Source organism: Stakelama pacifica (assembly GCF_004361835.1).
Taxonomy (GTDB): domain Bacteria; phylum Pseudomonadota; class Alphaproteobacteria; order Sphingomonadales; family Sphingomonadaceae; genus Sphingomonas; species Sphingomonas pacifica.
In genome coordinates, this window is the sequence record NZ_SNWD01000004.1 from 44,385 (window position 1) to 68,867 (window position 24,483).

General features: G+C 62.0%; 27 protein-coding genes. 13 read left to right on the forward strand and 14 right to left on the reverse strand.

The features are described from left to right. The first annotated feature begins 1 nt into the window (after position 1). Positions 2-2,353 (forward strand): TonB-dependent receptor, encoded by a 2,352-nt coding sequence (locus tag EV664_RS07730; protein WP_133495123.1) that lies wholly within the window; start codon positions 2-4, stop codon positions 2,351-2,353. Positions 2,354-2,822: 469 nt separating this feature from the next. Continuing rightward, positions 2,823-4,730: a ribonucleoside-diphosphate reductase subunit alpha gene (locus tag EV664_RS07735; protein WP_133495124.1), complete on the forward strand. Its 1,908-nt coding sequence runs from the start codon at positions 2,823-2,825 to the stop codon at positions 4,728-4,730. 320 nt (positions 4,731-5,050) lie between these two features. Here the strand turns inward: EV664_RS07735 and EV664_RS07740 are convergent, their stop codons facing one another. Then, the gene (locus EV664_RS07740; protein ID WP_133495125.1) at positions 5,051-5,302 is read right to left on the reverse strand and encodes a DUF2171 domain-containing protein; all 252 of its coding nucleotides are present in this window, start codon (positions 5,300-5,302) and stop codon (positions 5,051-5,053) included. A 141-nt stretch (positions 5,303-5,443) separates the two neighbouring features. Continuing rightward, complete coding sequence (locus tag EV664_RS07745; protein ID WP_133495126.1) at positions 5,444-5,668, reverse strand: DUF2171 domain-containing protein; 225 nt, start codon at positions 5,666-5,668, stop codon at positions 5,444-5,446. A 104-nt stretch (positions 5,669-5,772) separates the two neighbouring features. On the opposite strand from EV664_RS07745, the gene EV664_RS07750 reads away from it, so the two are divergent. From EV664_RS07750 to EV664_RS07760, 3 genes are read left to right on the forward strand one after another with little or no spacing between them, the layout of a single operon-like run. Further along, complete coding sequence (locus EV664_RS07750) at positions 5,773-6,066, forward strand: hypothetical protein (RefSeq protein ID WP_133495127.1); 294 nt, start codon at positions 5,773-5,775, stop codon at positions 6,064-6,066. Next, positions 6,063-6,296: a hypothetical protein gene (locus EV664_RS07755; protein ID WP_133495128.1), complete on the forward strand. Its 234-nt coding sequence runs from the start codon at positions 6,063-6,065 to the stop codon at positions 6,294-6,296. Before EV664_RS07750 ends, EV664_RS07755 begins: the two co-directional genes overlap by 4 nt. Positions 6,297-6,347: 51 nt before the next feature. Continuing rightward, positions 6,348-7,400, forward strand: coding sequence for a ribonucleotide-diphosphate reductase subunit beta (locus EV664_RS07760; RefSeq protein WP_133495129.1), 1,053 nt, complete (start codon positions 6,348-6,350; stop codon positions 7,398-7,400). Positions 7,401-7,546: 146 nt separating this feature from the next. Here the strand turns inward: EV664_RS07760 and EV664_RS07765 are convergent, their stop codons facing one another. Beyond that, complete coding sequence (locus EV664_RS07765) at positions 7,547-8,254, reverse strand: Crp/Fnr family transcriptional regulator (protein ID WP_133495130.1); 708 nt, start codon at positions 8,252-8,254, stop codon at positions 7,547-7,549. A gap of 80 nt (positions 8,255-8,334) precedes the next feature. Here EV664_RS07765 and EV664_RS19185 point away from each other — a divergent pair, with 80 nt between their 5' ends. From EV664_RS19185 to EV664_RS07775, 3 genes are all read left to right on the forward strand, one after another. Next, the gene (locus EV664_RS19185) at positions 8,335-8,511 is read left to right on the forward strand and encodes a hypothetical protein (RefSeq protein ID WP_162848801.1); all 177 of its coding nucleotides are present in this window, start codon (positions 8,335-8,337) and stop codon (positions 8,509-8,511) included. A gap of 77 nt (positions 8,512-8,588) precedes the next feature. Then, positions 8,589-9,128, forward strand: a complete 540-nt coding sequence (locus EV664_RS07770; protein ID WP_133495131.1) for a glycoside hydrolase family 108 protein — start codon at positions 8,589-8,591, stop codon at positions 9,126-9,128. 12 nt (positions 9,129-9,140) lie between these two features. Continuing rightward, a complete protein-coding gene (locus EV664_RS07775) occupies positions 9,141-9,554 on the forward strand; it encodes a holin family protein (protein ID WP_133495132.1) in 414 nt (137 codons plus the stop codon). A 359-nt stretch (positions 9,555-9,913) separates the two neighbouring features. On the opposite strand, the gene EV664_RS07780 is transcribed toward EV664_RS07775, so the two are convergent. Continuing rightward, on the reverse strand, positions 9,914-10,099 hold the full coding sequence (locus tag EV664_RS07780) for a hypothetical protein (protein WP_133495133.1): 186 nt from the start codon (positions 10,097-10,099) through the stop codon (positions 9,914-9,916). Positions 10,100-10,215: 116 nt separating this feature from the next. Here EV664_RS07780 and hslV point away from each other — a divergent pair, with 116 nt between their 5' ends. Further along, positions 10,216-10,770 (forward strand): ATP-dependent protease subunit HslV, encoded by a 555-nt coding sequence (gene hslV, locus EV664_RS07785; protein WP_133495134.1) that lies wholly within the window; start codon positions 10,216-10,218, stop codon positions 10,768-10,770. A gap of 58 nt (positions 10,771-10,828) precedes the next feature. Then, entirely contained in the window at positions 10,829-12,130 is a 1,302-nt protein-coding gene (gene hslU, locus EV664_RS07790) for an ATP-dependent protease ATPase subunit HslU (RefSeq protein WP_133495135.1), read from the forward strand. Positions 12,131-12,133: 3 nt separating this feature from the next. Here the strand turns inward: hslU and EV664_RS07795 are convergent, their stop codons facing one another. The 8 genes from EV664_RS07795 to EV664_RS07830 form a co-directional block, all read right to left on the reverse strand. Continuing rightward, complete coding sequence (locus EV664_RS07795; protein WP_133495136.1) at positions 12,134-12,559, reverse strand: hypothetical protein; 426 nt, start codon at positions 12,557-12,559, stop codon at positions 12,134-12,136. 36 nt (positions 12,560-12,595) lie between these two features. Further along, positions 12,596-13,333, reverse strand: coding sequence for a hydroxyacylglutathione hydrolase (gene gloB, locus EV664_RS07800; protein ID WP_133495137.1), 738 nt, complete (start codon positions 13,331-13,333; stop codon positions 12,596-12,598). Between the two features lie 4 nt (positions 13,334-13,337). Further along, entirely contained in the window at positions 13,338-13,754 is a 417-nt protein-coding gene (locus EV664_RS07805; protein ID WP_133495138.1) for a VOC family protein, read from the reverse strand. A 61-nt stretch (positions 13,755-13,815) separates the two neighbouring features. Then, positions 13,816-14,556 carry an alpha/beta fold hydrolase gene (locus EV664_RS07810; RefSeq protein ID WP_373287500.1) on the reverse strand — a complete coding sequence of 247 codons (741 nt, stop codon included), beginning with the start codon at positions 14,554-14,556 and terminating at the stop codon, positions 13,816-13,818. A 38-nt stretch (positions 14,557-14,594) separates the two neighbouring features. Continuing rightward, positions 14,595-15,482 (reverse strand): alpha/beta fold hydrolase, encoded by an 888-nt coding sequence (locus EV664_RS07815; protein ID WP_133495139.1) that lies wholly within the window; start codon positions 15,480-15,482, stop codon positions 14,595-14,597. A gap of 205 nt (positions 15,483-15,687) precedes the next feature. Then, positions 15,688-15,900 (reverse strand): helix-turn-helix transcriptional regulator, encoded by a 213-nt coding sequence (locus tag EV664_RS07820; RefSeq protein WP_133495140.1) that lies wholly within the window; start codon positions 15,898-15,900, stop codon positions 15,688-15,690. Beyond that, positions 15,897-16,487: a hypothetical protein gene (locus EV664_RS07825; RefSeq protein WP_229668171.1), complete on the reverse strand. Its 591-nt coding sequence runs from the start codon at positions 16,485-16,487 to the stop codon at positions 15,897-15,899. Before EV664_RS07825 ends, EV664_RS07820 begins: the two co-directional genes overlap by 4 nt. A gap of 82 nt (positions 16,488-16,569) precedes the next feature. Beyond that, entirely contained in the window at positions 16,570-17,967 is a 1,398-nt protein-coding gene (locus EV664_RS07830; protein ID WP_133495141.1) for a UDP-N-acetylmuramate--L-alanine ligase, read from the reverse strand. A gap of 269 nt (positions 17,968-18,236) precedes the next feature. Between EV664_RS07830 and EV664_RS07835 the strand changes: the two genes are divergently transcribed. Beyond that, entirely contained in the window at positions 18,237-19,058 is an 822-nt protein-coding gene (locus EV664_RS07835) for an LD-carboxypeptidase (protein WP_133495142.1), read from the forward strand. A gap of 385 nt (positions 19,059-19,443) precedes the next feature. On the opposite strand, the gene EV664_RS07840 is transcribed toward EV664_RS07835, so the two are convergent. Continuing rightward, positions 19,444-19,902 (reverse strand): hypothetical protein, encoded by a 459-nt coding sequence (locus tag EV664_RS07840; protein ID WP_133495143.1) that lies wholly within the window; start codon positions 19,900-19,902, stop codon positions 19,444-19,446. A gap of 180 nt (positions 19,903-20,082) precedes the next feature. Between EV664_RS07840 and EV664_RS07845 the strand changes: the two genes are divergently transcribed. Next, positions 20,083-20,976 (forward strand): sulfite exporter TauE/SafE family protein, encoded by an 894-nt coding sequence (locus EV664_RS07845; protein ID WP_133495144.1) that lies wholly within the window; start codon positions 20,083-20,085, stop codon positions 20,974-20,976. A gap of 228 nt (positions 20,977-21,204) precedes the next feature. On the opposite strand, the gene EV664_RS07850 is transcribed toward EV664_RS07845, so the two are convergent. Further along, positions 21,205-22,239, reverse strand: a complete 1,035-nt coding sequence (locus EV664_RS07850; RefSeq protein ID WP_133495145.1) for a sodium:calcium antiporter — start codon at positions 22,237-22,239, stop codon at positions 21,205-21,207. Positions 22,240-22,360: 121 nt separating this feature from the next. Here EV664_RS07850 and thrS point away from each other — a divergent pair, with 121 nt between their 5' ends. Continuing rightward, positions 22,361-24,361, forward strand: coding sequence for a threonine--tRNA ligase (thrS, locus tag EV664_RS07855; RefSeq protein ID WP_133495146.1), 2,001 nt, complete (start codon positions 22,361-22,363; stop codon positions 24,359-24,361). The last annotated feature ends 122 nt before the right edge of the window (positions 24,362-24,483 follow it).

Below are 24,483 nucleotides of genomic sequence, written 5' to 3' on the forward strand. Positions count from 1 at the left end.
CATGCGTCGCACAGCCTTGCTGCTCACCACCGCGCTATTGTCGACCATCGCCGCACCTGCCCTTGCGCAGACCAGCGGGCTGGAAGATCAGAACGACATCATCGTCACCGCGCAAAAGGTGGAACAGCGCGCGCTCGACGTGCCGATCACGATCAGCGCGGTTACGGCCAAGCAGATGGACACGCTGGGCGTTTCGGATCTCGACGAGATCAGCAACTATGTTCCCGGCCTCAATATTCAGGAACAGAGCGCCAATAATCCCGGCATCGTCATTCGCGGTGTGACGTCGGATTCGGGATCAGCGCAGCAGGCGGCACGCGTCACCCTTTATTATAACGGCGTCGATATTTCGCGCTCGCGCGGCGCCTATCAGGGCGTGTACGACATGGACCGGATCGAGGTGATCAAGGGGCCGCAGGCAACGCTGTTCGGCACCGCGTCGACCATCGGCGCGATCAGCCTGATCTCCGCCCGGCCCAAGCCCGGCTTTTCAGGCAATCTGACCGGCGGATACGGCAATTACGACCAGAAATTGCTGAGCGGTTATCTGAACGGCGGCAATGACAAGGTGGCGGGCCGCGTCGCATTTCAGTGGAAGAAGCGCGACGGCTATGTCCATAATCTGTCGGACCGGCAGGGCGATCTGTATGCGCAGGATCAGCTCGGCGTTCGCGGATCGCTTCGCTTCACCCCGACCGACGATCTGACGATCGACCTGATCGGCACTTATGACCGTCAGCGCAACAGCGGCACGCCGTTCATTTCGAGCATTTACCCGACCGCAAACGGCCCCGCCGATCCGTTCGGCGATGCCAATCTGAGTGGCGCGCCCGCAGGCATTTCGAAATCGGTGCTGGGCAGCGACGATCTTGGCCTGACGCGCGATGTCTATGACGCCAACCTGACCGTCTCCTATGACTTTGCCGATGGCTGGAACTTCACCACGGTGAACGGCTATCGCGATTTCGATTCGCGTGAAGTCTTCGATGCCGACGGTTCCGCCGCCTGGTATCTGGAATTCGCCGAGAACGCGAAGGGCTGGCAGGCGAGCCATGAAGGGCGCTTCACCTATAATGACGACCATGTCCGCGCGTCGTTCGGATGGAATTTCTTCCACGAAGATTCGCGGCAGGTCGTTCCTTTCTCGACCGAAGAAGGCACCTATCTGCAATGTTCGCTGCTCGCTACGGGAGGCAGCGTTCCTAATCCGCTGAACCCCGGCACCAATATCCTGCCGATCGCGGGCCTGCCGTGTATCGCGCCCGACGGTACGGTCACGGCGAGCCGGGTGACGCCGGTGCTGACCGGCATCTTCCTCCCCGAGCCGCTCGCCGCCATTCCCTATAGCGGCGCCTATGCCAATTACGGCGTAAACGACAGCTATTCGGTGTTCGGCGACGTTGCCTGGAACATTACGCCGCGCCTGCAGGTCACCATCGGCACCCGCGTGCTGATCGAACAGCGCAAATCGGAATATACTGCCGATATGCCGAACAGTGAGATCTTCAAGGCAGCCGGCGTGTTTCGCCCGCTACTGCCGATCGTCGACACGGCGGGCCGGACGTATTCGGCGAAGAAGAGCTTTTCGGGCGTGCTGCCCCGCTTCAACCTGCTCTACAAGATCAATGACGGGCTTAACCTGTACGGCACGATTTCGAAGGGTCGCCGTTCGCCGACCGTCAATGTCGTATCGGCAGCGGGTCCACGCCCCGACATCAGCGTGATCCCGGAAGAAACCGTCTGGAACTATGAAGGCGGCGTGAAATATGCGCGGGGGCCGCTCTCTGCCTCACTGGGCGTTTATTACGATACCTATAAGGGCTTTCAGGTATCGGTGCGTCAGGGCGACGGGTCGTTCCGCACCGAAAGCGCGGGCGATGCGACGAATTTCGGCGTCGAAGGCGAAATGTCGGTGCGGCCGGTTTCGTGGTTCAACCTGTTCGGCAATTTCGCCTATACCGACGCGAAGATCAAAGACGATGCGCGGTTCCAGTTTGCCGGCGACCGGTTCCGGTTGCAGCCGAAATGGCAGGCAGCGGGCGGCTTTTCGATCGACGCGCCGATCGGTAACGGCATGGCGGTCTTCGCAACGCCCAGCGTCACCTATCGCAGCAAAATCTATTTCGAACTGCCCAATAGCGAGGCCGCGTCTCAGGACGGCGTAACGCTCGTCAATGCCAAAGCGGGCGTGCGCTTCGGTGACGGCCGGTTCGAAATCGCTGGCTGGGTCCACAATCTGACCAACGAGAAATATCTGCTCGATGCAGGCAATACCGGCGGGTCGTTCGGCGACATCACGCTGATCCCGGCGGAGCCGCGCTTCTACGGGGTGCAGGTGTCGGCAGGCTTCTGACCACACCGTCATCGGTAACGAAAGGATCGGCGGGTGCCATGCGCCCGCCGATTTTTTATGGCCTTTCGATGCCCGCGACACCATATGTGGCCAAGCGGCGGGTGCAGCATTCTATCCACCGGAATATTTTTTTGTTCGCTGCTCGTTCTCTTGCACGTTTCGGACCCGTGGAAGGTCCACGCGTCGCGGTCCCTTCGGACCGGTGAAACGAGTCATTTGGGCGACGAACCGAGTCCCGGAAACGTAATTAATCCGCTTGCGTTCGGAAGCGATTGGGCACAATCTCTAGTGGCTGTTTGCGGGGGCAGACCCTATCACTGGTAGACCAGTGGCCGCATGACGATATTGCAGGCTGTCCCCAACCGCGCCTTTTCGGCGCAGATGATCACTTTTTGTTCTCGCGCAATGCCGCCGGGATGATAGCATCGGGGTCCGCCTCGATTCGAACGTACAAGGAACGGGGCCAGTCATGGATTTCAGGGAAACGCACGACGTGAGCGACACCGCCACCGAAACCGCACAAGCCGCCGCCAGCACCAGCGCACCGGGCAAGGCCCCCGAGCGCACGTCAAAAACGGTGGACCCGCGCGCTTATGCAATCGAGGTCGACCATTCGCGCGACGCCCTTCTCACCGATTTCGGCAAAGAGACGCTGAAGGACCGCTATCTGCTGCCGGGCGAGGGCTATCAGGACCTGTTCGTGCGCGTGGCGTGCGCCTATGCCGACGATGGCGAACATGCCCAGCGGCTGTACGACTATATCTCGAAATTATGGTTCATGCCCGCGACGCCCGTTCTGTCGAACGGCGGTACGGGACGCGGCCTGCCGATTTCCTGCTACCTCAATTCGGTGCCCGACAGCCTGAACGGCATCGTCGACACCTGGAACGAGAATGTGTGGCTGGCCAGCCGGGGCGGCGGCATCGGCACCTATTGGGGCCATGTGCGCGGCATCGGCGAGCCGGTGGGCCTGAACGGCAAGACCAGCGGCATCATTCCGTTCGTGCGGGTGATGGATTCGCTGACGCTTGCGATCAGTCAGGGATCGCTGCGTCGCGGTTCGGCCGCCTGCTATCTCGACGTCAGCCATCCGGAGATCGAGGAATTCCTCGAAATCCGCAAACCTTCGGGCGATTTCAACCGCAAGGCGCTGAACCTGCACCATGGCGTACTGCTGACCGACGAATTCATGGAATGCGTGCGCGACGGCGGCGAATGGATTTTGCGCAGCCCCAAGGACGGGTCGGAGCGCGGCAAGGTCGATGCGCGCGCATTGTTCCAGAAGCTGGTCGAAACCCGGCTGGCGACCGGCGAGCCGTATATCGTGTTCGCCGATCATGTGAACAACAACATGCCCAAGCATCATCGCGAGCTTGGGCTGAAGGTTTCGACGTCGAATCTGTGCAGCGAAATCACGCTGCCGACCGGCTATGACCATCTGGGCAATGACCGCACGGCGGTGTGCTGCCTGTCCTCGCTCAACCTCGAAACCTGGGACGAATGGTCGAAGGACAAGCGCTTTATCGAGGATGTCATGCGCTTTCTCGACAATGTGCTGAGCGATTATATCGAGCGCGCGCCCGAAGAGATGGCGCGGGCGAAATACAGCGCGATGCGCGAACGCTCTGTCGGGCTTGGCGTCATGGGGTTCCACTCCTTCCTGCAGGCGCGCGGACTGCCGTTCGAAGGCGCGATGGCGAAGTCGTGGAACACGCGCATCTTCAAGCATATCAATGCGGCGGCAAACGAAGCGTCGATGCAGCTCGCGGTCGAGCGCGGCCCCTGCCCCGATGCAGCCGATGTCGGCGTGATGGAGCGCTTCTCCTGCAAAATGGCGATCGCGCCGACCGCGTCGATCAGCATCATTTGCGGCGGGACCAGCGCGTGCATCGAACCGATCCCGGCGAATATCTATACGCACAAGACGCTGTCGGGCAGCTTCGTGGTGAAGAATCCGTATCTGGAAAAATTGCTCGATAAGAAGTCGAAAAATTCGGACGCGATCTGGAACTCGATCCTCGAAAAGAACGGTTCGGTGCAGCATCTCGATTTCCTCAACGCCGAGGAGAAGGATTGCTACAAGACCAGCTTCGAGATCGATCAGCGCTGGATTCTGGAGCTGGCCGGTGACCGGTCGCCCTATATCGATCAGGCACAGTCGCTGAACCTGTTCATCCCGGCAGATTGCGACAAATGGGACCTGCTGATGCTGCATTTCCGCGCGTGGGAGCTGGGTATCAAGTCGCTTTACTATCTGCGGTCGAAATCGGTGCAGCGTGCAGGGTTCGCAGGCGGCGTGGAAGCGGACAATACGTCCGAGCTCGCCAAATACGAACTGCCGACCACCGACTATGACGAGTGCCTCGCCTGTCAGTAAGGCGCGGCGCGTGTCCCGGCACTGTCGGGACATAGCGCACCCTATGCCGCCAAAGGGCGGAGAAAAGAGATATGCGCAGGATCAGCGACATACAGACAAGCGACACCCCGGCCCGCATGATGCGGACCGGGGCGTTTATCTGCGCTCGACAGCGCCTGTTATATGAAAGCGCTGCCCGCCGACCGCGCCGTCATTGCGACGGGCGGAGCGAGGCGGCGATCCCGCATTGCACCGGTACGGCGCGAAAAGCTGGATTGCCGCGCCCCTACGGGGCTCGCAATGACGATGGCGCTATAGCGTCGCGTCACTGCGAACCGCAGTTACTCAGCCGTTTCGAACATGTCCTGCGCGTTTTGCGCGGTCGCGGAAAGGCGCACGGTGTCGCCTTCGACCTCTGCGATCAGGCCGGCGGGAATGTAATGGTGCTTCGCGCCCTTGCCGTCCTTGGTCGACGGGCTGTCGTTCTTGGTCATCTTGATCCGGTCGCCGTCCATATGATCGACGGTGCCGAGATGCACGCCGTCCGCGCCGACGATGTTCATATGTTCTTTGATGTTGCTGGTATCAGCCATGATGCGTCTCCTTGCTTCAGACGAATAGGAAAACGCACGTCCGCGCGAATTGATGCACGCGATCGGCGACGCTTTGCACAAAATAAAACCCCCGCCGGGCGATGCCGGGCGGGGGCTTTGAATCGTCGGCTGTCGCGTCGATCAGACTTTCATGTCCTGCGCGGTCGGTTCGTCGACCTTCAGGTAAATCCGATTGTCTTCCACGCGGTCGACCAGATCCATTTCGATGTAATGGTGACGGGAATCGCCGCTGTCAGTCTTGGTCATCTTAATACGGTCGCCTTCGACTTTGTCGACGGTACCGACATGCTGACCGTTCTTGCCAGCGATTTCCATATGTTCCTTGATGCGCATCTTGTCGAACATTTGCGTTCTCCCAAATCTGTTCTTGCCAATATGCGCTATCAACGGGCCGCAGCGCCAACTGTTCCTGAAAATCCCGTTGCGCAGGTGCAACTATTGGAGGTGGCATGAAACGGACCGGTTTTCTCCTCGTCCCCCTCACCGCCCTGCTGAGCGGATGCGCGCGTCAGGTCGCGAGCGCAGTCACGCCAGCCGCACCCGGCTTCCTGCTGGGTCTGTGGCACGGATTCATCTTTCCCGTGGCATGGGTACTGTCGCTGTTCCTGCCCGACATCGCCATTTATGCCGTGCCCAATAATGGCGGCTGGTATGATTTCGGCTATTTTGTCGGCATCGTGTTTCTGGGCGTGGGTGCACGCGGGACCAGAACCGTGTATCGTACGCGCGTGGTGCGGCGATGAGCCTCGCGACCTTGAGCCCGACGATCCTCGTGATGTTCGCGGTGGCGCTTACCGCCGCGCTGTCCGGTCTGTGGCTGCTGTCGCGGCTTAGAAGGCCGGTCGGCGAGGCCCGAATCTATGCCTATCGCATGATCGCGGTGATGGCGCTTGCCCTTGCCGCCATTCTCACCATGTCGGCCGCAGCCATGTGGTCGTGGAATGGCGAGATCGCTGCGGGAGGCGCGGCATGAACCGCGCCGCCGCCCCTTTTTGTTTTTCAGTTTCGCATCCGGAGTAGCCCCATGTCCCTTCTCGAAGCCCGCAAAACCTACAAGCCCTTCGAATATCCCTGGGCCTATGATTTCTGGAAGCGCCAGCAACAGGTCCACTGGCTGCCCGAAGAAGTGCCGCTGGGCGAGGATTGCCGCGACTGGGCGCAGAAGCTGACCGAGCATGAGCGCAACCTGCTGACGCAGATTTTCCGCTTCTTCACCCAGGCTGATGTCGAGGTGCAGGATTGCTATCACGAAAAATATGGCCGGGTGTTCAAACCGACCGAAGTGAAGATGATGCTCGCCGCCTTTTCGAATATGGAGACGATCCATATCGCGGCGTACAGCCATCTGCTCGACACGATCGGCATGCCCGAAAGCGAATATGGCGCGTTCCTCGAATATACCGAGCTGAAGGACAAGCACGATTACCTTCAGAAGTTCGGCGTCGACACCGATGAAGATATCGCCCGCACGCTCGCCATGTTCGGCGGGTTTACCGAAGGCGTGCAGCTGTTCGCGAGCTTCGCGATGCTGATGAACTTCCCGCGCTTCAACAAGATGAAGGGCATGGGGCAGATCGTCAGCTGGTCGGTGCGCGATGAAAGCCTGCATTGCGAAGGCATCACCAACCTGTTCCACGCATTCGTGAAGGAACGCGACTGCCTGACCAAATCGGTCAAGGAAGACATTCTGGATCAGTGCGCGACGACGATCCGGCTGGAAGATGCCTTTATCGACCTTGCCTTCGAAATGGGTCCGGTGAACGGCATGACGCCCAAGGATATCAAGAAATATATCCGTTACATCGCCGACTGGCGGCTCCAGCAGCTGGGCATGAAGCCGATGTATCTGATCGAGGAGCATCCGCTGCCCTGGCTCACGCCGCTGCTGAACGGGGTCGAGCACGCCAATTTCTTCGAAACGCGCGCCACAGAATATTCCAAGGGCGCGACGCGCGGCAACTGGAACGAGGTGTGGGACAGCTTCGACAAGCGTCAGAAGGCCAAGGCCGGCAATGACGATTCGCGCGAGGAAGATTTGGGCACCGACATGTTTTCGGGCAGTCACGCTGCGGAATAAGCACAGCCGGGGGCGGCGCATGTGCCCGCCCCCCACAAGTGCTGATAGCGAACCGCCGGGATGCTGACGCATCGCGCATCGGCTTCGCTCAGCCGCCGCGCGGACCTGGCTATGATGCCATGGGTCTTGCGAATCGCATCATGGCGTCAGTCGAAGAAAAGATAACCGGTATCGAACTGCGCGAAGTCGATCAGCCGGTCGAGGTCGTGAATGACGACCCGGCGATCGCGAAAATCGACGAGCTTCTGGTCGCGCAGCTGGCGCACCATCCGGTTGGTATGGACCGGGGTAAGGCCGGTGGCGTCGGCCAGATCGACCTGCGTGATCGGTAGTTCGAAACCATGTTCGTCCGCCATGCCGACCCGCTCCATCCGGGCGCGCAATTCGCAGAACAGGTGCGCGATCCGCACTGCCGCTGAGCGGGCACCGATCGACACCAGCCATTCGCGGTTGATCGCCGCGTCGATCAGCGTGCTGCGCCACAGCAGCTCAGTGAGATTGGGCGAGATCAGCGTCAGTTCGCGGATCGCCTGATGCGGGAAAACCGCGATTTCGACATCGGTGGTCGCGGCAACCGAATGTTCGAGCCGTTTGAGCGGATAGCTGTGCAGATCGACGAAATCGCCGGGAATGTGCAGCGCAAGGATTTGCCGCCGGCCATCCTGCGTATCCTTGTAGCGATGGATGAAGCCGCGGGTGAGCAGCGTACATTGGCTGAGCGGCACGCCTTCGCGCACCAGCACATGCCGGGCCGGAACTTCGCGAACATGCGCAACTGCGTTGTTCAGCGCGGTACGCTCGGCATCGGTCAGACGCGGATGCCGGTGCGTCATCAGAAAAGATCGTGTCGTCATGCCCCTCACCGGCCCCGGTCCAATGGGAACGGAACGAGGCATGGCCTCGTTTCTAGACCGAATACTGGCTGGAGGACAATATGGAGCCCTATCATCGGCCGCATAATCAGCCGCTGAGCGCGGTGGCCGAGAAAGGGCAGGTGCTGCTCGACGGGCCGAGAGGAGTGGCGATTTCGCTGACCCCCGATGCCGCACGCCAAACCGCCACTGCCCTGCAAAACGCCGCCGACGAGGCAGAACGCCCGCCCGAAGGTTGACGAGGCGCATTTTCCGCTGTCCTACATGAACCTATTTGGTTATATCCTCTCGCCGAAGGGGCAGAGGAGATTCGGACATGCAGGTTGATTCGCTGATCGAAGAGGTCATTGCGCGCGAAGGGGGATTCGTCGATCACAAGGCCGATCGCGGCGGGGCGACGCGATGGGGGATTACCGAAGCGGTCGCGCGTGCCGAGGGCTATGCCGGACCGATGCGCTCGCTTCCCCGCCAAGCCGCCCATGCAATCTATCGCCGCCGGTACTGGGCAGCACCCGGTTTCGACAAGGTGGCCGAACGCGCGCCGATGCTGGCAGCGGAGCTGTTCGATACCGGGGTGAATATGGGCCCGGCGGTGGGAATCGGATTTATGCAACGTGCGCTCAATGCGCTCAATCGCGGCGCGAGCGATTATCCCGACCTTGTACTGGATTCGGTGATCGGCCCGGCGACGCTCGCCGCGCTCGACGCATTTGTGAAACTGCGCGGCAAAGCGGGTGAGCAAGTGCTGGTACACGCAATCAACGCGCTGCAGGGCGAACGCTATCTGGCGCTCGCCGAACGTCGCCCGGCCAATGAGGCGTTTCTATATGGCTGGCTTGCGAACCGTATCGGTTAAGGAAGGGGTGCGATGAACATCATCAACGGCATAATCGCGCCGATCGCCGGGCTGATCGACAAGATCATTCCCGACCCGGCTGCGCGAGACGCGGCGAAACTGAAACTGCTCGAACTGCAAAATGCGCAGGAGCTGGAACAGGTAAAGGCGCAGCTGTCGGCGATCGTGGCGGAGGCGCAGTCGCCCGACCCCTGGACCAGCCGGGCAAGGCCGAGCTTCCTGTACGTGATGTACGTGCTGTTCCTGTGGTCGATCCCGATGGGCGTGATCGGCGCATTCGATCCCGCACTGGCGCACGGGATCGTCGAGGGTATGACCGGCTATCTCGCCGCACTTCCCGAACCGCTCTATACGCTCTTCGGCACCGGGTATCTCGGCTATACCGCAGCGCGCCAGTTCGGGAAGATGAAGGGGTCGGACCGCTGATACTGACCGGCATTAATCCAAATGCATGCCACGATTGTCACTCGCGAGCCCCGAAGGGGCGCGGCAATCCGGAAGCGGCTTACGCGTCGCTGGATCGCCGCGTCGCTGCGCTCGTCGCGATGACGACCTTTGCAGTGAGTCCAGATTATTGCAGGTCGGTGTAGATTTCGGGGGCGTCATACCACGCTGCATGGATGGCGCCCCATCCCCCCGCCGTCATGCCAGCGTACGCTGACATCTGCTGCAGGTGCACTGCTCCGTTCTCCCCAAGTCCCCCGGAGACCCCAGCGTTCGCTGGGGTGACGACTGGTGGCAAGGATCGCAATATGCGGATAGGTCCACATCAACGCAGCTTGGTGTCAGCGCCAGACGAACAGCGCCACGACACCCCAGAATGCGAGGCTTACCGGAAGCGCGTACAGCAGTCCCAGAAAGCTTTGCGCCTCGTCACGGCGCGCTTCCGCCTCCATTTCGATGATCTCGGCCATATCGCCCAGAATGGGGCGAGCGTCCGGGGCGGCATTGGTAATCCAGTGAACGGACATGGCAACTCTCCTGACGATGCACGCATCGTTCTCCCCTCATCTTTCATGATAGACGAAGCGAGGCATTGTCGGTCGGGGGTTTGCGTGAAGCGCTGGTCGATCCCATATCGCCGCGCATGAGCGATAATAAGATTATGTGGCACGGCACGACCATCCTTTCCGTGCGCAAATCCGGCAAGGTGGTGATCGCGGGCGACGGGCAGGTAACTGCCGGTCAAACGGTGATGAAGCCCAATGCGCGCAAGGTGCGCACGCTTGCCGACGGCGCGGTGATCGCGGGCTTTGCGGGCGCGACCGCCGATGCCTTCACGCTGTTCGAACGGCTGGAGGCGAAGCTGGAGCGGCATTCGCGGCAATTGCTGCGCGCGGCGGTGGAACTGGCCAAGGACTGGCGCACCGACAAATATCTTCGCAATCTGGAGGCGATGCTGATCGTCGCGGATAAGGAGATCACGCTGGTCATCACCGGCAATGGCGATGTGCTGGAACCCGAAGCCGGAGTCGCCGCGATCGGATCGGGCGGCAATTATGCGCTGGCCGCAGCCCGCGCGCTGGTCGAATATGAAAGCGATGCGGAAACGATCTGCCGCCGGGCGATGAAGATCGCGGCTGACGTATGCGTCTATACCAACGAAAATCTGACCGTCGAAACGCTCGACAGCGACAGCTGAGCCGGGGCTATGCGCCCTGCTTCTTCCTTATCCCGCAATTCCATTTTTTGAGACAGAAATGACCGACTCCCTTACTCCCAAGGCGATCGTCGCCGCGCTCGACCAGCATATTATCGGGCAGAAAGACGCCAAGCGCGCCGTCGCGGTGGCGCTGCGCAATCGCTGGCGGCGGCAGAAGCTGCCCGCCGATCTTCGCGATGAGGTGACGCCGAAGAACATCCTGATGATCGGGCCGACCGGTTGCGGCAAGACCGAGATTTCGCGCCGCCTCGCCAAGCTGGCCGATGCGCCGTTCGTGAAGGTCGAAGCGACCAAATTTACCGAGGTCGGCTATGTCGGGCGCGATGTCGAACAGATTGCCCGCGATCTGGTCGAAGAAGCGATCCGGCTGGAAAAGGACCGCCGCCGCCATGCCGTGCAGGAAAAGGCCGAGACGGCAGCGTTCGAGCGGCTGCTCGATGCGCTGACCGGCAAGGATTCGAGCGCAGCGACGCGCGAAAGTTTCCGCAAGCGGATCGAGGAAGGTCATCTTAACGACAAGGAAATCGAGATCGAGCTGGAGGCGCAGTCGCAAATGCCGTTCGAAATCCCCGGCGCCCCCAATGTCGGGATGATCAACCTGTCCGATATGATGGGCAAGGCGTTCGGCGGCGGCCAGATGAAGCGGCGCAAGATGACGGTCCACACCGCGTTCGAAAAGCTGGTCGAGGAAGAGGTCGAAAAACGGCTCGATCAGGAAGAGGTCAGCCGGGTGGCCCTGCAGGATGCCGAAGCGAACGGCATCGTGTTCCTCGATGAGATCGACAAGATCGCGATCAGCGAATCGCGCAGCGGCGGTTCGGTGAGCCGCGAAGGTGTGCAGCGCGACCTGCTGCCGCTGATCGAAGGAACCACGGTTGCGACCAAATATGGACCGATGAAGACCGACCATATTCTGTTCATCGCGAGCGGTGCCTTCCATGTGTCGAAACCGAGCGACCTTTTGCCCGAACTGCAAGGGCGCCTGCCGATCCGGGTCGAGCTACAGGCGCTGACCGAGGACGATTTCGTGTCGATCCTGACCGATACGCGGGCTTCGCTGCCGCAGCAGTATAAGGCGCTGATCGGGACCGAGGGCGTCACGTTGGACTTCACCCCCGACGGGATCAAGGCGGTGGCGCGGATCGCCGCCGAGGTGAATGCCGAGGTGGAGAATATCGGCGCGCGGCGGCTTCAGACCGTCATGGAAAAGCTGCTCGAAGAAGTCAGTTTCGATGCCGAGGAGCGCGGCGATACCACGCTCACCGTCGATCGCGCTTATGTCGAGGGGCAACTCGAAAGCATTGCGCGCAATACCGACCTTAGCCGCTACGTATTGTAGCGGTTATTGTCCGGGCTGCTTCGTCGGGCGATATTCGGCGAAGCGGCCCAGCACGCAAAAGCCGCTTTGCATGCTGTTGACCCGCGAAACCCATTTGACCCGGTCGCCCTGGCACGAGCGCCCGCCAAAGGGAAAGCTCACCAGTATGTCGTCGCCATGCGGGGCCATGCATCCTTCGGGGATTTCGTTCACGTAAATGTTGCGACCGACCGACGCACGATAGACGATGCCGCCGCGCACCGTCTCGCTATAGCGGACGCGCTGCGGATCGACGCATTGCAACGAATCGACCGGTTCATAGCCTTTCAGAATTTCGGCAAGCCGGTCGGGACCGGGCTTGTCACCCGGCGCCGATCCCTGACCGGCGCATCCGGCCAGCAACGGCCCGGCAAGCATCAGCGCGGTGAGCGGAAACAGCAGGTTGCGCATATCCATCATCCTTTCGGGCGCGGATATCGCCGCGCCTTATCCGGTAAAACTATCCTTTGCGTTGCGTCGTTCCGCAAGCTGTTCCGCCGATGCGGCGCGCAGAAAGGGATTGGTTTCGCGCTCCAGCCCGATGGTGGTGGGAATAGTCGCCTCCCCGGCGGCGCGGCGGGTGTTCACGTCGATCATCCGCTGTTTGATTGCCAGATTTTCGGGCTCTGCGACCAGTGCGAACCGGCCGTTCGACTGCGTATATTCGTGCGCGCAATAGACCTGAGTCGCGTCGGGGAGCTGCGCCAGACGCTGCATATTCGCGAACATCTGCTCCGCCGTGCCTTCGAACAGGCGGCCGCAGCCCATGGCGAAGAGCGTATCGCCGACGAAAATTACGCCGTCGCCGGCGAGATGATAGGCGATATGCCCGGCGGTATGGGCGGGCACTTCCATCACCGTCGCGACATGGTCGCCGATGGCGACGCTATCGCCCTCCCCAACCAGCCGGTCGGCGGTGGGGATTCGCTCCGCCTCGGCAGCGGGAGCGATGATCGTGCAGCCGGTCGCGTCCCTGATCGCCTGATTGCCGCCGGTGTGATCGGGATGCCAATGCGTGTTCCAGATGGCGGTGATGCGCCAGCCGCGCGCCTTCGTCTCGTCCAGCACCGGTTCGGCGACGGCGGGGTCGATGACGATGGTTTCGTCCGAGGCGGGATCGTGCATCAGCCAGACATAATTGTCGCTGAGCACCGGCAGACCGACGATCCGGATCGGCGCGCTCATCGGCTTACCATTCGCCGGTATTGGGCATTGAGGCCCAGGGTTCCTGCGGATCGAGATAGCCGTCCTGAAGCAGCTCGATCGAGATATTATCGGGGGTGCGCACAAACGCCATATGGCCGTCGCGCGGCGGGCGGTTGATCGTCACGCCCGCATCCATCAGCCGCTGACAGCTGTCATAGATATTATCGACCTGAAAGGCGAGATGGCCGAAATTGCGGCCGCCCGAATATTCCTCCGGGTCCCAGTTGTGGGTGAGTTCGACCTCGGCAATCCCCTCCTGCCCCGGCACGGCGAGGAAGATGAGGGTGAAGCGCCCCTTTTCGACGTCGGTGCGGCGTACTTCCTCAAGCCCCAGCAGGTTGAAGAAGCGGATCGTCGCGTCGGGATCAGTGACGCGGAGCATGGTATGCAGGAATTTCATTGCGGGCGGACCTCCTTTTGGCCCGGCAGATAGGGTCGCGGGTGCCGCGATGGAAGCCCGGTCATGCGACACAATCGCAGATTTCGGCCACGGTGCGGAACAGCAGCGCGATATCCTGAGGTCGCGAGAGGCGATGGTCGCCATCCTTGACCAGCGTCACCTGCACATTGTCGCCCGCCAGCAGCTGGGCAAGGCGCGGGGCGCGCTCCCACGGCACTTCCTTATCGCGCTGCCCCTGAAGGATCCGCACCGGGCAGGTGATCGGGATGGTGCCGAACATCACCCGATTGGCTTCGCCCGAGCTCCAGAATTTGCGGGTGGTGACCATCGGTTCGTCGGCATAGTCGGATGTCTCTTCGAGCCGCCCCTTGTTGAGCAATTCCATCTTCTGATCGGGGGTAAAGCCCCAGTCGGTGAAATCGGGCGCGGGCGCGATTCCGACCAGCCCCGCCACCCGGTCGGGCCGCGCCTTCGCCGCGAGCAGCATCAGCCAGCCGCCCATTGAGGAGCCGACCAACACCACCGGTCCATCGGCCAGTTCGTCGATGACGCTCAATACATCGTCGCGCCAGTCGGCGAGTGAGCGATCCTCGAATTCGCCCTCACTCTGCCCGCAGCCCGAATAGTCGAAGCGGATATAGCTGCGCCCCGCATCGCGTGCCCATTGTTCGAGCGCGGTCGCCTTGCTCCCCTCCATGTCGGAGGCATAGCCGGGGAGGAAGATGATCACCGGCCCCTCCCCTTCGGTCTTGTGAAAGGCGAGGCGCGGAGCGTCGGGCTGGCTGGTTTCGGTCATGGTCATAGTGGCAATGCTATCGGTGTATCACAGGGGCGCAAAGCTCAATCGGCGAGAAATTCGTTCAGCGCCCGGACGAACGCTTCGGGCTGATCGAGCATGACGAAATGGCCGCTGTCGCCGACCGGCACGAACTGCATATTCGCGACACCCTGATACTGGCCGCGATACAGCGGATCGGCACGCGCAAGCGGGACATATTCATTGTGCGGATATACGAGCGTGATCGGCGTTTCGATGGTCGCCATGTCGCCGCGCAGATCGGTGGTCATATCCTCATACATCGCTGCCGAAGCGACGCGCGGATCGGCGGCAAGCACCCATTGCGCGATCTGCGCGCGCGAACCGGCCTTTACCGCCATGGTCCGGGCGGTCGCCTCGGCGCTTTGGGACGTCTGTTTCGTGCGCATCCGGTCGCGCATCTGGACGGCGAGCGGCTCGATCGTGTCCGCTGTGCTGCCGGGCACGAAAAGAGCGCCGATAAAGGGAAGCGCATCGACGACCATCACCCGGCTGACCTGATCGGGGTGCGCCTTTGCGAACATCAGCGCGGCAAGCCCGCCCATCGAATGGCCGACCATGGCAGGTTTTTCGAGCTTGTGATCGCGAATGAACGTCGCGAGATCGGCGACCACGCCGTCCAGAATGCCGGGCTTCAGATTCGCGCCCGGATCGCCGCCGCCAAAGCCGTTGACCTGCACCAGATAGACGCGGTGCGTTTTCGCGAGATCGGGCGCGATGCCGTCCCAGACATTGCGCGGGGTCGACAGGCCGGGGATCAGGATGATCGGATCGCCCGCCCCGATCGCCTGGACCGAGATATGGTCCATCTGCATGGTGGCGGATGCTTGCTGCGTTGCCGTCTGAGCAAGGGCTGGCTCGGCAGCGGTGCCGAGCATGAGCGCGGCGGCGAACATGGTCTGTTTCAACATGATCGGGTGTCCTTTGTTCAGCGTGCCGAGCCCGTGGAAAGATGCGCACGAATTCCAGGCAGCGACAGGTCGAAATCGAAATGATGGCCTATCGCGTGCATTGTTTGCGTGGGCGAGGTCATCCGGTCGCGATGGTGCGCAGCGCTCATCAACATGACGATAACGGAAACATAAACGGCGATTCGACGTGATTTCTGGCAAGTGATCATGCTTCTTCCCCTTCCAAAGCGGGGTTGATGAAAATCTGTTCGATGGCGAGGCCGAAAAGATCGGCGATCTTGAAGGCGAGCGGGAGCGAGGGATCGTAACGGCCCTTTTCGATGGCATTCACGCTCTGGCGCGACACCTCCAGCCGGTCGGCGAGATCCTGCTGACTCCACTCGCGTTCGGCGCGCAGCACGCGAAGGCGGTTCTTCATGGTCGCATCTCGTTATACAGCGTGCCGAGCGCCAGACCGCCGCACCAGATCACGAACGCCCAGTACGCCGGGACATGCGGCACCTGATCGAAGCTTTCGAGAAAGCCCCAGATCGAACAGACGCTGAGCATGAAACCGGTCGCGACCAGCATCTGCCGAACGTGAAGAACACGCAGATATTCGTCCTTTTCGTCGATGATCAGCCGCCCGATGGCAAGGATCATCCCGATCAGCGGCAGCGCTGGCAGAAGCGCGACCAAAACTGCGGCGATGCCGTGCAGGGCAAACTGACTGTTGAGCCAGTTGGCCAGCATCAGCAGCGCCATATAGGCCAGAGCAAGGCCGAGAATCCGGCGCTGATAGGCCTTACCGCCCGAACAACCGGCCGCACCGACGGCCCGCATCCGGCGCTTCTGCACGATCATCCAGCCGAGCGCGGCGATCGGCACGGCGTAAATGGGCACGAGGACCCAGCCGTGCAGATCGAGCCCCTTATGAAGCGCGACCCCGCCGAACAGGCTGAAAACATATAGCGCGACCGCCGGGCCGATACGCGGCGGGCGGATTTCCTCCTCTGCTACAACCATGACAAGCTCCCTTGTTGCAATGACAAGCGAGGTTTACATCGATTCGCATCAGGATGTCAACTTAGCTTTCCATATAGACAAGCTATCTGTTCAAATCGTCCAGCATCCTTTGCGCTAGCAGGCTGAGCGTGTCGTCGCGCGCGCCCATGATGACGATACGGTCCCCGGGCTTTGCGCTGGCCACCAGATGCGCGGCGGCGGCATCGCGGTCGGGGATGTGGCGGGCGTCGATCCCGGCCGGGGTGAGCTCGGCGACGATGTCGGCGCTGGTCACCTCGCGCGCTACCGTCCCGCCCTGATAAACCGGATCGGGCAGGACGAGCTGATCGCCCTTTTTGAGCCGCGAAACGAACATGGTGACCAGTTCGCGGCGCATGACCTTTAACGGGCCATAGCCGTGCGGCTGAAACATCAGCAGCAGACGGCCGGGAAAAGCGTGCAGCGTATCGAGCGTCGCGGCGATCTTTTCCGGGTTGTGGCCGAAATCGTCGATGACGGTGATGCCATTGGCCTCCCCCACCCGCTCGAAACGGCGCTTCAGCCCGGTGAAGCCTTCGATCGCAGGAATGGCGACGGGCGGAATGATGCTGGAGGCGAAGGCAGCGGCAAGCGCAGCGAGCGCGTTTTCGACATTATGCCGCCCTGGCACCGACAGGCGAACCGTCTGGCGAAACTGGCCCGCGATATGCAGGTCGAACGCAATGCCGAAGGGTTCGGGCTTGAGATTGCGCGCGGTGAGGTTGGCAGCGCGATCCACGGCAAAGGTCATCACCGTTTCGCGGTCGAGCCGGGATGCGATGGCGGCGCTTTCGGGATCGCCGATATTGATGACCGACGCGCTCGCACGGCCGACAAAATCGCCGAAGAGCGCGCGAAGCTCTTCAAGGCTCTTATGGTCGAGGCTGACATTGTTGAGCACCGCGATGGTCGGATTGTAGAGCGCGATCGACCCGTCGCTTTCATCGACTTCGCTGATGAACGTGTCGCCCTCGCCGACCAGCGCGCTGGCAAAGGGCGCGTCAGGGGTGGCGAAATTCTTCATCACCGCGCCGTTCATGACGGTGGGGTCGCGGCCCGCCTGGGAAAATATCCAGCCGATCATGCCGGTGACAGTCGATTTGCCGCTCGTCCCGGCAACACCGATGCGATGCGCCGATTCATTGAACAGGCGGCTGAGTAGTTCGGGGCGGGTCATATGGGTGGCGCCGACGTCACGCGCCTTCACCATATCGGGGACGCTGTCCTCCACCGCGGCGGAAGCAATAACGACCTGATCGGCCGAAGTGATACCGCTGCCGTCCTGCGGAAACAGGTGGATACCGCGCGATTGCAGGGCGTCGAACTTTGCGGGAACCCGGCCAGCGTCAAGCGAGCGGTCGGACCCGGATACGCTCGCCCCGCGCCCGGCAAGGATCATGGCGAGCGGCATCATGCCAGAGCCGCCCACACCGACGAAAAAATAGGATTTGTTCGTTTCCATAAGCGTCAGGCTATCGGCGGTTTGGGTTGCAGAGGCAAGCGGGGCGGCATTCCGATCGCGGCGCTCGTTAGGCGGGTGGCCGCGCTTGTGGCAGGTGGCGGCGCTTTTGGGGCAGGTTCGGGCGTTTGGCCGGCTCTGCCGCCACGAAAGCATGTCGCAAACAGGCCGGGATAGCCGCACGGTGCGCAACGCGGCTCGACTTCGCACCGTGCGAACGGCACAGGAGCGATGTGCGTTGACGGGCGAACAGAAAGACGGAAGGGCAAAGCATGCGGATCGGGGTAGTGGCACCGGCGCGGTCGATCGATGAACAGGTGGCGGCGGCGACCGCGGCGCTGGCCGCAATCGCCTTTCCCAATGTCGACCTGGTGTTTCACGATCAGTGCTTTGCCGAAGACGGACATTTCGCAGGGCCGGACGCAGTGCGCGCGGCGGCGTTTCTGGAATATGCCAATGATCCGGCGTTCGATGCGATCTGGTTCGCGCGCGGCGGATATGGATCGAACCGGATCCTGTCGGCGGTGATGCCCGAGCTGAACGAGGCGGCGCGGGCGAAGACCTATATCGGCTATTCGGACATGGGGTTTTTGCTGGGTGCGCTCTATGCCCGGCGGATCGGACGGCCGGTGCACGGGCCGATGCCGATCGAGATCGGGCGCAAGGATCAGGGCGTGTGCGTTGCGCGATCGCTCGACTGGCTGGTCAATCGAGACCCCGCGGTGCTGGAGCCCAATATCGGCGATGCGCCGGTGATCGCGATGAACCTTGCCATCCTGACCGCGATGATCGGGACGCAATGGCTGCCCGACATGACCGACCATGTGCTGATGATCGAGGAGGTGTCGGAGCCGCTGTACCGGATCGACCGGATGCTGTTCACGCTCAGCCATTCGACGCAGCTGAAAGGACTGGCCGGTATCCGGCTGGGTCAGGTGGTCGATGTGCAGGAGAATGAGCCGCGCTTCGGTGAGACGCCCGAGGAGATGGCCGCGCGCTGGTGCGGCGAAATGGGCGTGCCGTATCTGGGCCGTGCCGAGATCGGGCATAGCGCCGACAACCGGATCGTGCCGTTCGGGCTGGTGTCGCGATGAGCGGCGCGGGGTGATTCGGGTAGCGGGCGTACGCGGAAGTTGTGGAAGTTCACGGTACGTCCCCCCTCGCTCCCCCTCCCCGCACCGCCCGATCGGGCGGGTGGCGGAAGAGAGCGCGCGGGTCATGCGGCGAGGATGGCAAAACGGGGGCGTGTAGGACAGCGGTTTTTGGGAGGCCTGCCCGCCGAATCCTTATCCACATTACCGTAATGCGCGTGAAAGCTGCGATCCAGCTATCTGCCCTCAGCTTTGCGCGCCACTGCATTCCCGCTTCCGCAGGAATGACGGCGGAGGCGGCGTATCAGACCGAAAACAGACTGCATATGGCACCCAAATGCGGACACTTGCATCCGGCTTGACAGTACCACATTCACATTTTCGGGCGTTAGCGAGGCCGACGCTTCGACCATGATCCGCTTCTCGCCGCCGCTACTATCCGACGGCGATAGGACCACCCGCCCCAGATCACATAAGCGATGACAGGTCCGACGAGTAGCGGGACAGCCCAGACACTGTCGGGAATGAGATTGTAGCCGCCTCGACCAAAGAGGTAGGTTGAGCCAAGCACGATCGTCATGAACACGCAGCGCAGGATAGCGCCGCTACGATCATATGTCAGGCTCGAGATTTCGTCCTGGTCTCGCGAGTAGATCATTGCGCCGATTTGGCCTGATCGACGCACCAACTCGGCCTCAAACGCGGGTGGGAAGGCGCAGATGAGAAGTACCCATGCTACCGGGCCTTCACCGAACGCGAACCGAGCGGCGAGGCCCACGCCGAATAGCGCGCCCGCGATGACGAGCAGGAAATCAGGGGAGCGGCGATTGGGAAGCAGCATCTTCAACTTAATGCACGAACGTCCACTAACCAGCAAATTCCGACGCTAATGCCGCGCGGCTATCTTCGTAATAGCGGCCACCCTTGCTGTGCAGTAATGATCTGCGTGTCACTTCCTTCATCTCCATAAAGGGCAGTGAATGCCGGGAATGAATCGGCATGACGGATGGGTGAGGAAACAGACTGAATGAAGATTGCGGGGGCGGTCGGGGCCGGGTTGCTGGTGCTTGGCTATGCGGCGATCTGGGGGTTTGCGCGGCTTGATCCGGCGTTGCTGGCGCGGCTTTGGTTTTTGCCGGGGGTCGGGGTGCTGGGGGCTACCATTGCCAATACGTCGGGGACCGGCGGGGGTGTGGTGTTCGTGCCGGTGTTCAATGCGCTGCGCGATTCAGGGGTGATGGCGCTCGATCGCACGCAGGTGGTGGCCGCGTCTTTCCTGATCCAGTGTTTCGGGATGAGCATGGGGGCGCTGCGCTGGTCGGGGGGACTGCATGCGCAGGAACCGACGACGCGCGAGATCGGGCTATCGGATTTCTGGGGCGTGGTGGCGGTGGTGCTGGCGGGGGCGCTGCCGGTGATGCTGGTGACTCAGCGGGTGGCGGAGTTCGATCCGCATGACGTGCTGCTGGGGTTCAAGGCGTTTTCGCTTGCACTGGGCGCGGGGGTGGTGGCGACGACCTGGACCGTCAACCGGACGCGGCCTGCGCTGACGCGGGTGGCGCGGGGGGATTTCGTGATGCTGGCCGCAATAGGGCTGGTCGGCGGGTTCATTACCGCGCTGTTTTCGGTGGGGGTGGGCGAGCTGGTCGCGCTGTATCTGTTCATCCGCCATTATCCGGTGGTGCTGTGCGCAGGCGCGGCGGTGGTGATTTCGAGCGTCTCGTGCCTTGCCGGGGCGATGTTCCACATTCTGAGCGGGACGGTGGTGTGGGAGGTGGTGGCGCTCGCCGCGCCGGGAGCGTTGGTCGGCGGCTATTTCGCGCGGCCGCTGGCGCTATGGCTGGGAGCGAAGCGGCTGAAGACAATCGACGGGCTGTGGATCATGGGGTCGAGCCTGTATCTGATCGCGCTGAATGTTTGAGCGGCTGGCGCGCGTTCGTTGGTCCTGAGTGTCTGGCTTTGCGGGCGGTCGAAGGGGTCCATTTTTGACGGGCTGTGAGGATGAAAAGAAGAAGGACGGCCCTTCGACTTCGCTCAGGGCGAACGGGTGGAGGCGAGGTGAGGTTTTTCACTGCGATCCGGCGATTCGCATGGGGCGCCGGATTGCTTCCCCCGGCTCACGGGCCGGGGTCGCAATGACGTAAAGAGGCTAAGTGGCATTTGCGGGTGGCAGGCCGGGGACCCAGTCGATGGCGCCGAAGCTTTCGAGGCAGAACCACAGCAGGATGAGCGCGTAGAGCGCCATCAGGAACCCCGATTCGGTCCTGCCCAGCCGCATATCGGTGCGCATCGTCAGGAACAGCGCGATCGTCGCGACGGTGAGCACTGCCATCAGCGGCGCGGCGACGGCGAAGTCGATGGGGGCACTGCCGGCGATCAGCACCCCCGCCGGGATGCACACGAGCAGGTCGAAGATGTTGCTGCCCAATACGTTCGACAGGCTGGTGACCGCATGCCCCGCTCGCGCGGCGCGGATCGAGACGAAGGCGTCGGGGAGCGAGGTTCCGGCGGCGACCACGGTGAAGCCCCAGATGAAATCGGGCGTCCCGAAAATCTCCCCGAAATTGATCGCGGCTCGGACCAGCGCTTCGACCCCGACGACGATCAGCAGCAGCGACAGGCCGAGCAGGCCCCATTCGACAAGCGGGCGGATGTCGTGCGGCACTTCTTCGGTACGGGCGTCGACCGCGTCCTGATACTGGACGAAGATATAGAGCAGATAAAGCAGCAGCGGGATCAGCGCGAGCGGGCGGGTCATCTCGCCCTGAAGCGCGCCGCTTTCCCCTTGCGGATGATAGATCACGGCGAAGCAGAAGGCGAGCAGCAGCACCGCCACTGCGATCATGTAAAATTGCGATTCCTTATACACCAGATCGCGGCTGGATTTGAGCCCGCCGCCCGCAAGGCCGGACAGCGCAGGGATTGCGAGGATGTTGAACAGCGCCGACCCGACGATCGCCGCGACGCCCAGTTCGAACGCGCCGTGCAGCGCCGCCGACAGGACGGTGGTGGTGAGTTCGGGAAAGCTCGACCCCACCGCGACGACGACCGCGCCCTTGACGATTTCGGGAAGGCGATAATATTCGGCGAGACGCTGGCTGGCGCGCTCCAGAATGCCGCTGCCCTTCCAGATGATGAGTGTGCCGACGATCGCGACGGCGGCCCAGATCAGGATGGCTGGCATGGCAGGGTTCCTTTCGAGCCCGTAAAGCTGCGTCCGCTTAGCGCTTGCGCCGCAGTGGTCCCCAAGGGCATATGCGGCGCGCTGAATCCTTCAACCTTTTTATCGAAAGTCCGTTTCCCCCATGTCCGAGATGTTCAAGATCACGCTGCCCGACGGTTCCGTCCGTGAGGTTGCGGAGGGAACGACTCCGGCGGATGTGGCGGCTTCGATCGGGCCGGGGCTGGCCAAGGCGGCGATTGCGGCGCGGGTGAATGGCGAGCTGCGCGATATCATGCGCCCGTTCGAAGGGGATACCGAACTTGCGCTGGTGACGTCGCGCGATGAAGAGGCGGCGCTGGAACTGGCGCGGCATGACTATGCGCATGTGCTGGCCGAGGCGGTGCAGGCGTTGTGGCCCGGCACGCAGATCACCTTTGGCCCGTCGACCGAGGACGGTTTTTATTATGACGTAAAGGCGCCGGAGGATCGCGCGCCCTTTTCGATGGACGACTTGCCCGCGATCGAAGAGAAAATGCGCGAGATCATCCGCGCCGACAAACCGCTGCGCCGTGAGGTGTGGAGCCGCGAAGACCTGATCGCCAAATGGAAGGCGGACGGGGAGAGCTTCAAGGCCGAATGGGCGGCCGAACTTCCCGAGGGCGAAGAGCTGACCGTCTATTGGTCGGGTGAGGACTGGCTCGACATGTGCCGGGGGCCGCATCTTGCCTCGACCGGCAAGCTCGACCCGCAGGCGTTCAAGCTGATGCGCGTTGCCGGGGCCTATTGGCGCGGCGACCAGAATAATGCGCAGCTCACGCGGATTTACGGCACCGGCTGGCTGAACAAGAAGCAGCTCGACGCGCATTTGCACAAGCTGGAGGAAGCGGCGAAGCGCGACCATCGCAAGCTGGGCGCGGAGATGGACCTGTTCCACCTTCAGGCCGAAGCGCATGGCAGCGTGTTCTGGCATCCGCAGGGCTATGTCATCTGGCGCGCGCTGGAGGCCTATATGCGCCGCGCGATCGATGGCGCCGGCTATCGCGAAATCAAGACGCCGCAGGTGATGGACGCGCGCCAGTGGGAGCAGTCGGGCCATTGGGGCAAATATCGCGAGAACATGTTCGTGATCCCCGACGAAGTGCCGAATGTCGAGGATGAAGGCCCGATCGTTTCGGACGAAGCCGAATGGATGGCGCTGAAACCGATGAACTGCCCGGCGCATGTGCTGGTGTTCAAACAGGGGATCAAATCGTACCGCGATTTGCCGCTGCGCCTGTATGAAAATGGCTGCTGCCATCGCAACGAGCCGCATGGCGCGCTGCACGGCCTGATGCGCGTGCGCCAGTTCACGCAGGACGATGCGCATATCTTCTGCCGCGAAGACCAGATCGTCGATGAAGTGCGCGCCTTTTGCGAACTCGCAGACCGGGTCTATCGCGATTTCGGGTTCAGCTATTCGATCAAGCTGGCGCTTCGGCCTGAAAAGCGGTTCGGATCGGACGCCGACTGGGACAAGGCGGAGGAAGAGCTTCGCAACGCGGTGAAGGAAGCGGGCCTCGCCACCCCCGAATATGGCTGGGAAGAACTGCCGGGCGAAGGCGCCTTCTACGCGCCCAAGCTGGAATGGCATCTGACCGATGCGATCGGGCGGACCTGGCAGGTCGGCACGATTCAGTCGGACCGCGTGCTGCCCGAGCGGCTCGATGCAAGCTATACCGCGGCGGATGGCGAACGGCACCGCCCCGTCATGCTGCACCGTGCGATTTTCGGGTCGTATGAGCGGTTTATCGGCATCCTGATCGAGCATTTCGCAGGGAAACTGCCGCTATGGCTCGCCCCCACCCAGGCAGTGGTCGCGACGATCGTGTCCGATGCGGATGATTATGCGCGTGCGGTCGCCGGGCAGCTGCGCGCGGCGGGCATCCGGGTCGAGGTCGACCTTCGCAACGAGAAGATCAATTACAAGGTGCGCGAACATTCGGTGGCGAAGGTTCCCAACCTGCTGGTCGTGGGCAAGCGAGAGGCGGAGGAAGCCACCGTCGCGCTGCGCGTGCTGGGCGAAGGCGCGAAACAGGAAATTATCGCGCTCGGTGACGTGATCATGCGTCTTGCAGATGCGGCAAAGGCTCCCGATATACGCTAAGCAGCGAGTCGGAGCGATTTTGTCGCCGTGCCGTTCGTCAGGTGACTGTTCGAACGGCGCGCGACGCGCTATAAAGTCAAGCAAAGCTTTTTAATTGCTACAGGAGAAAGCACTATACGTCC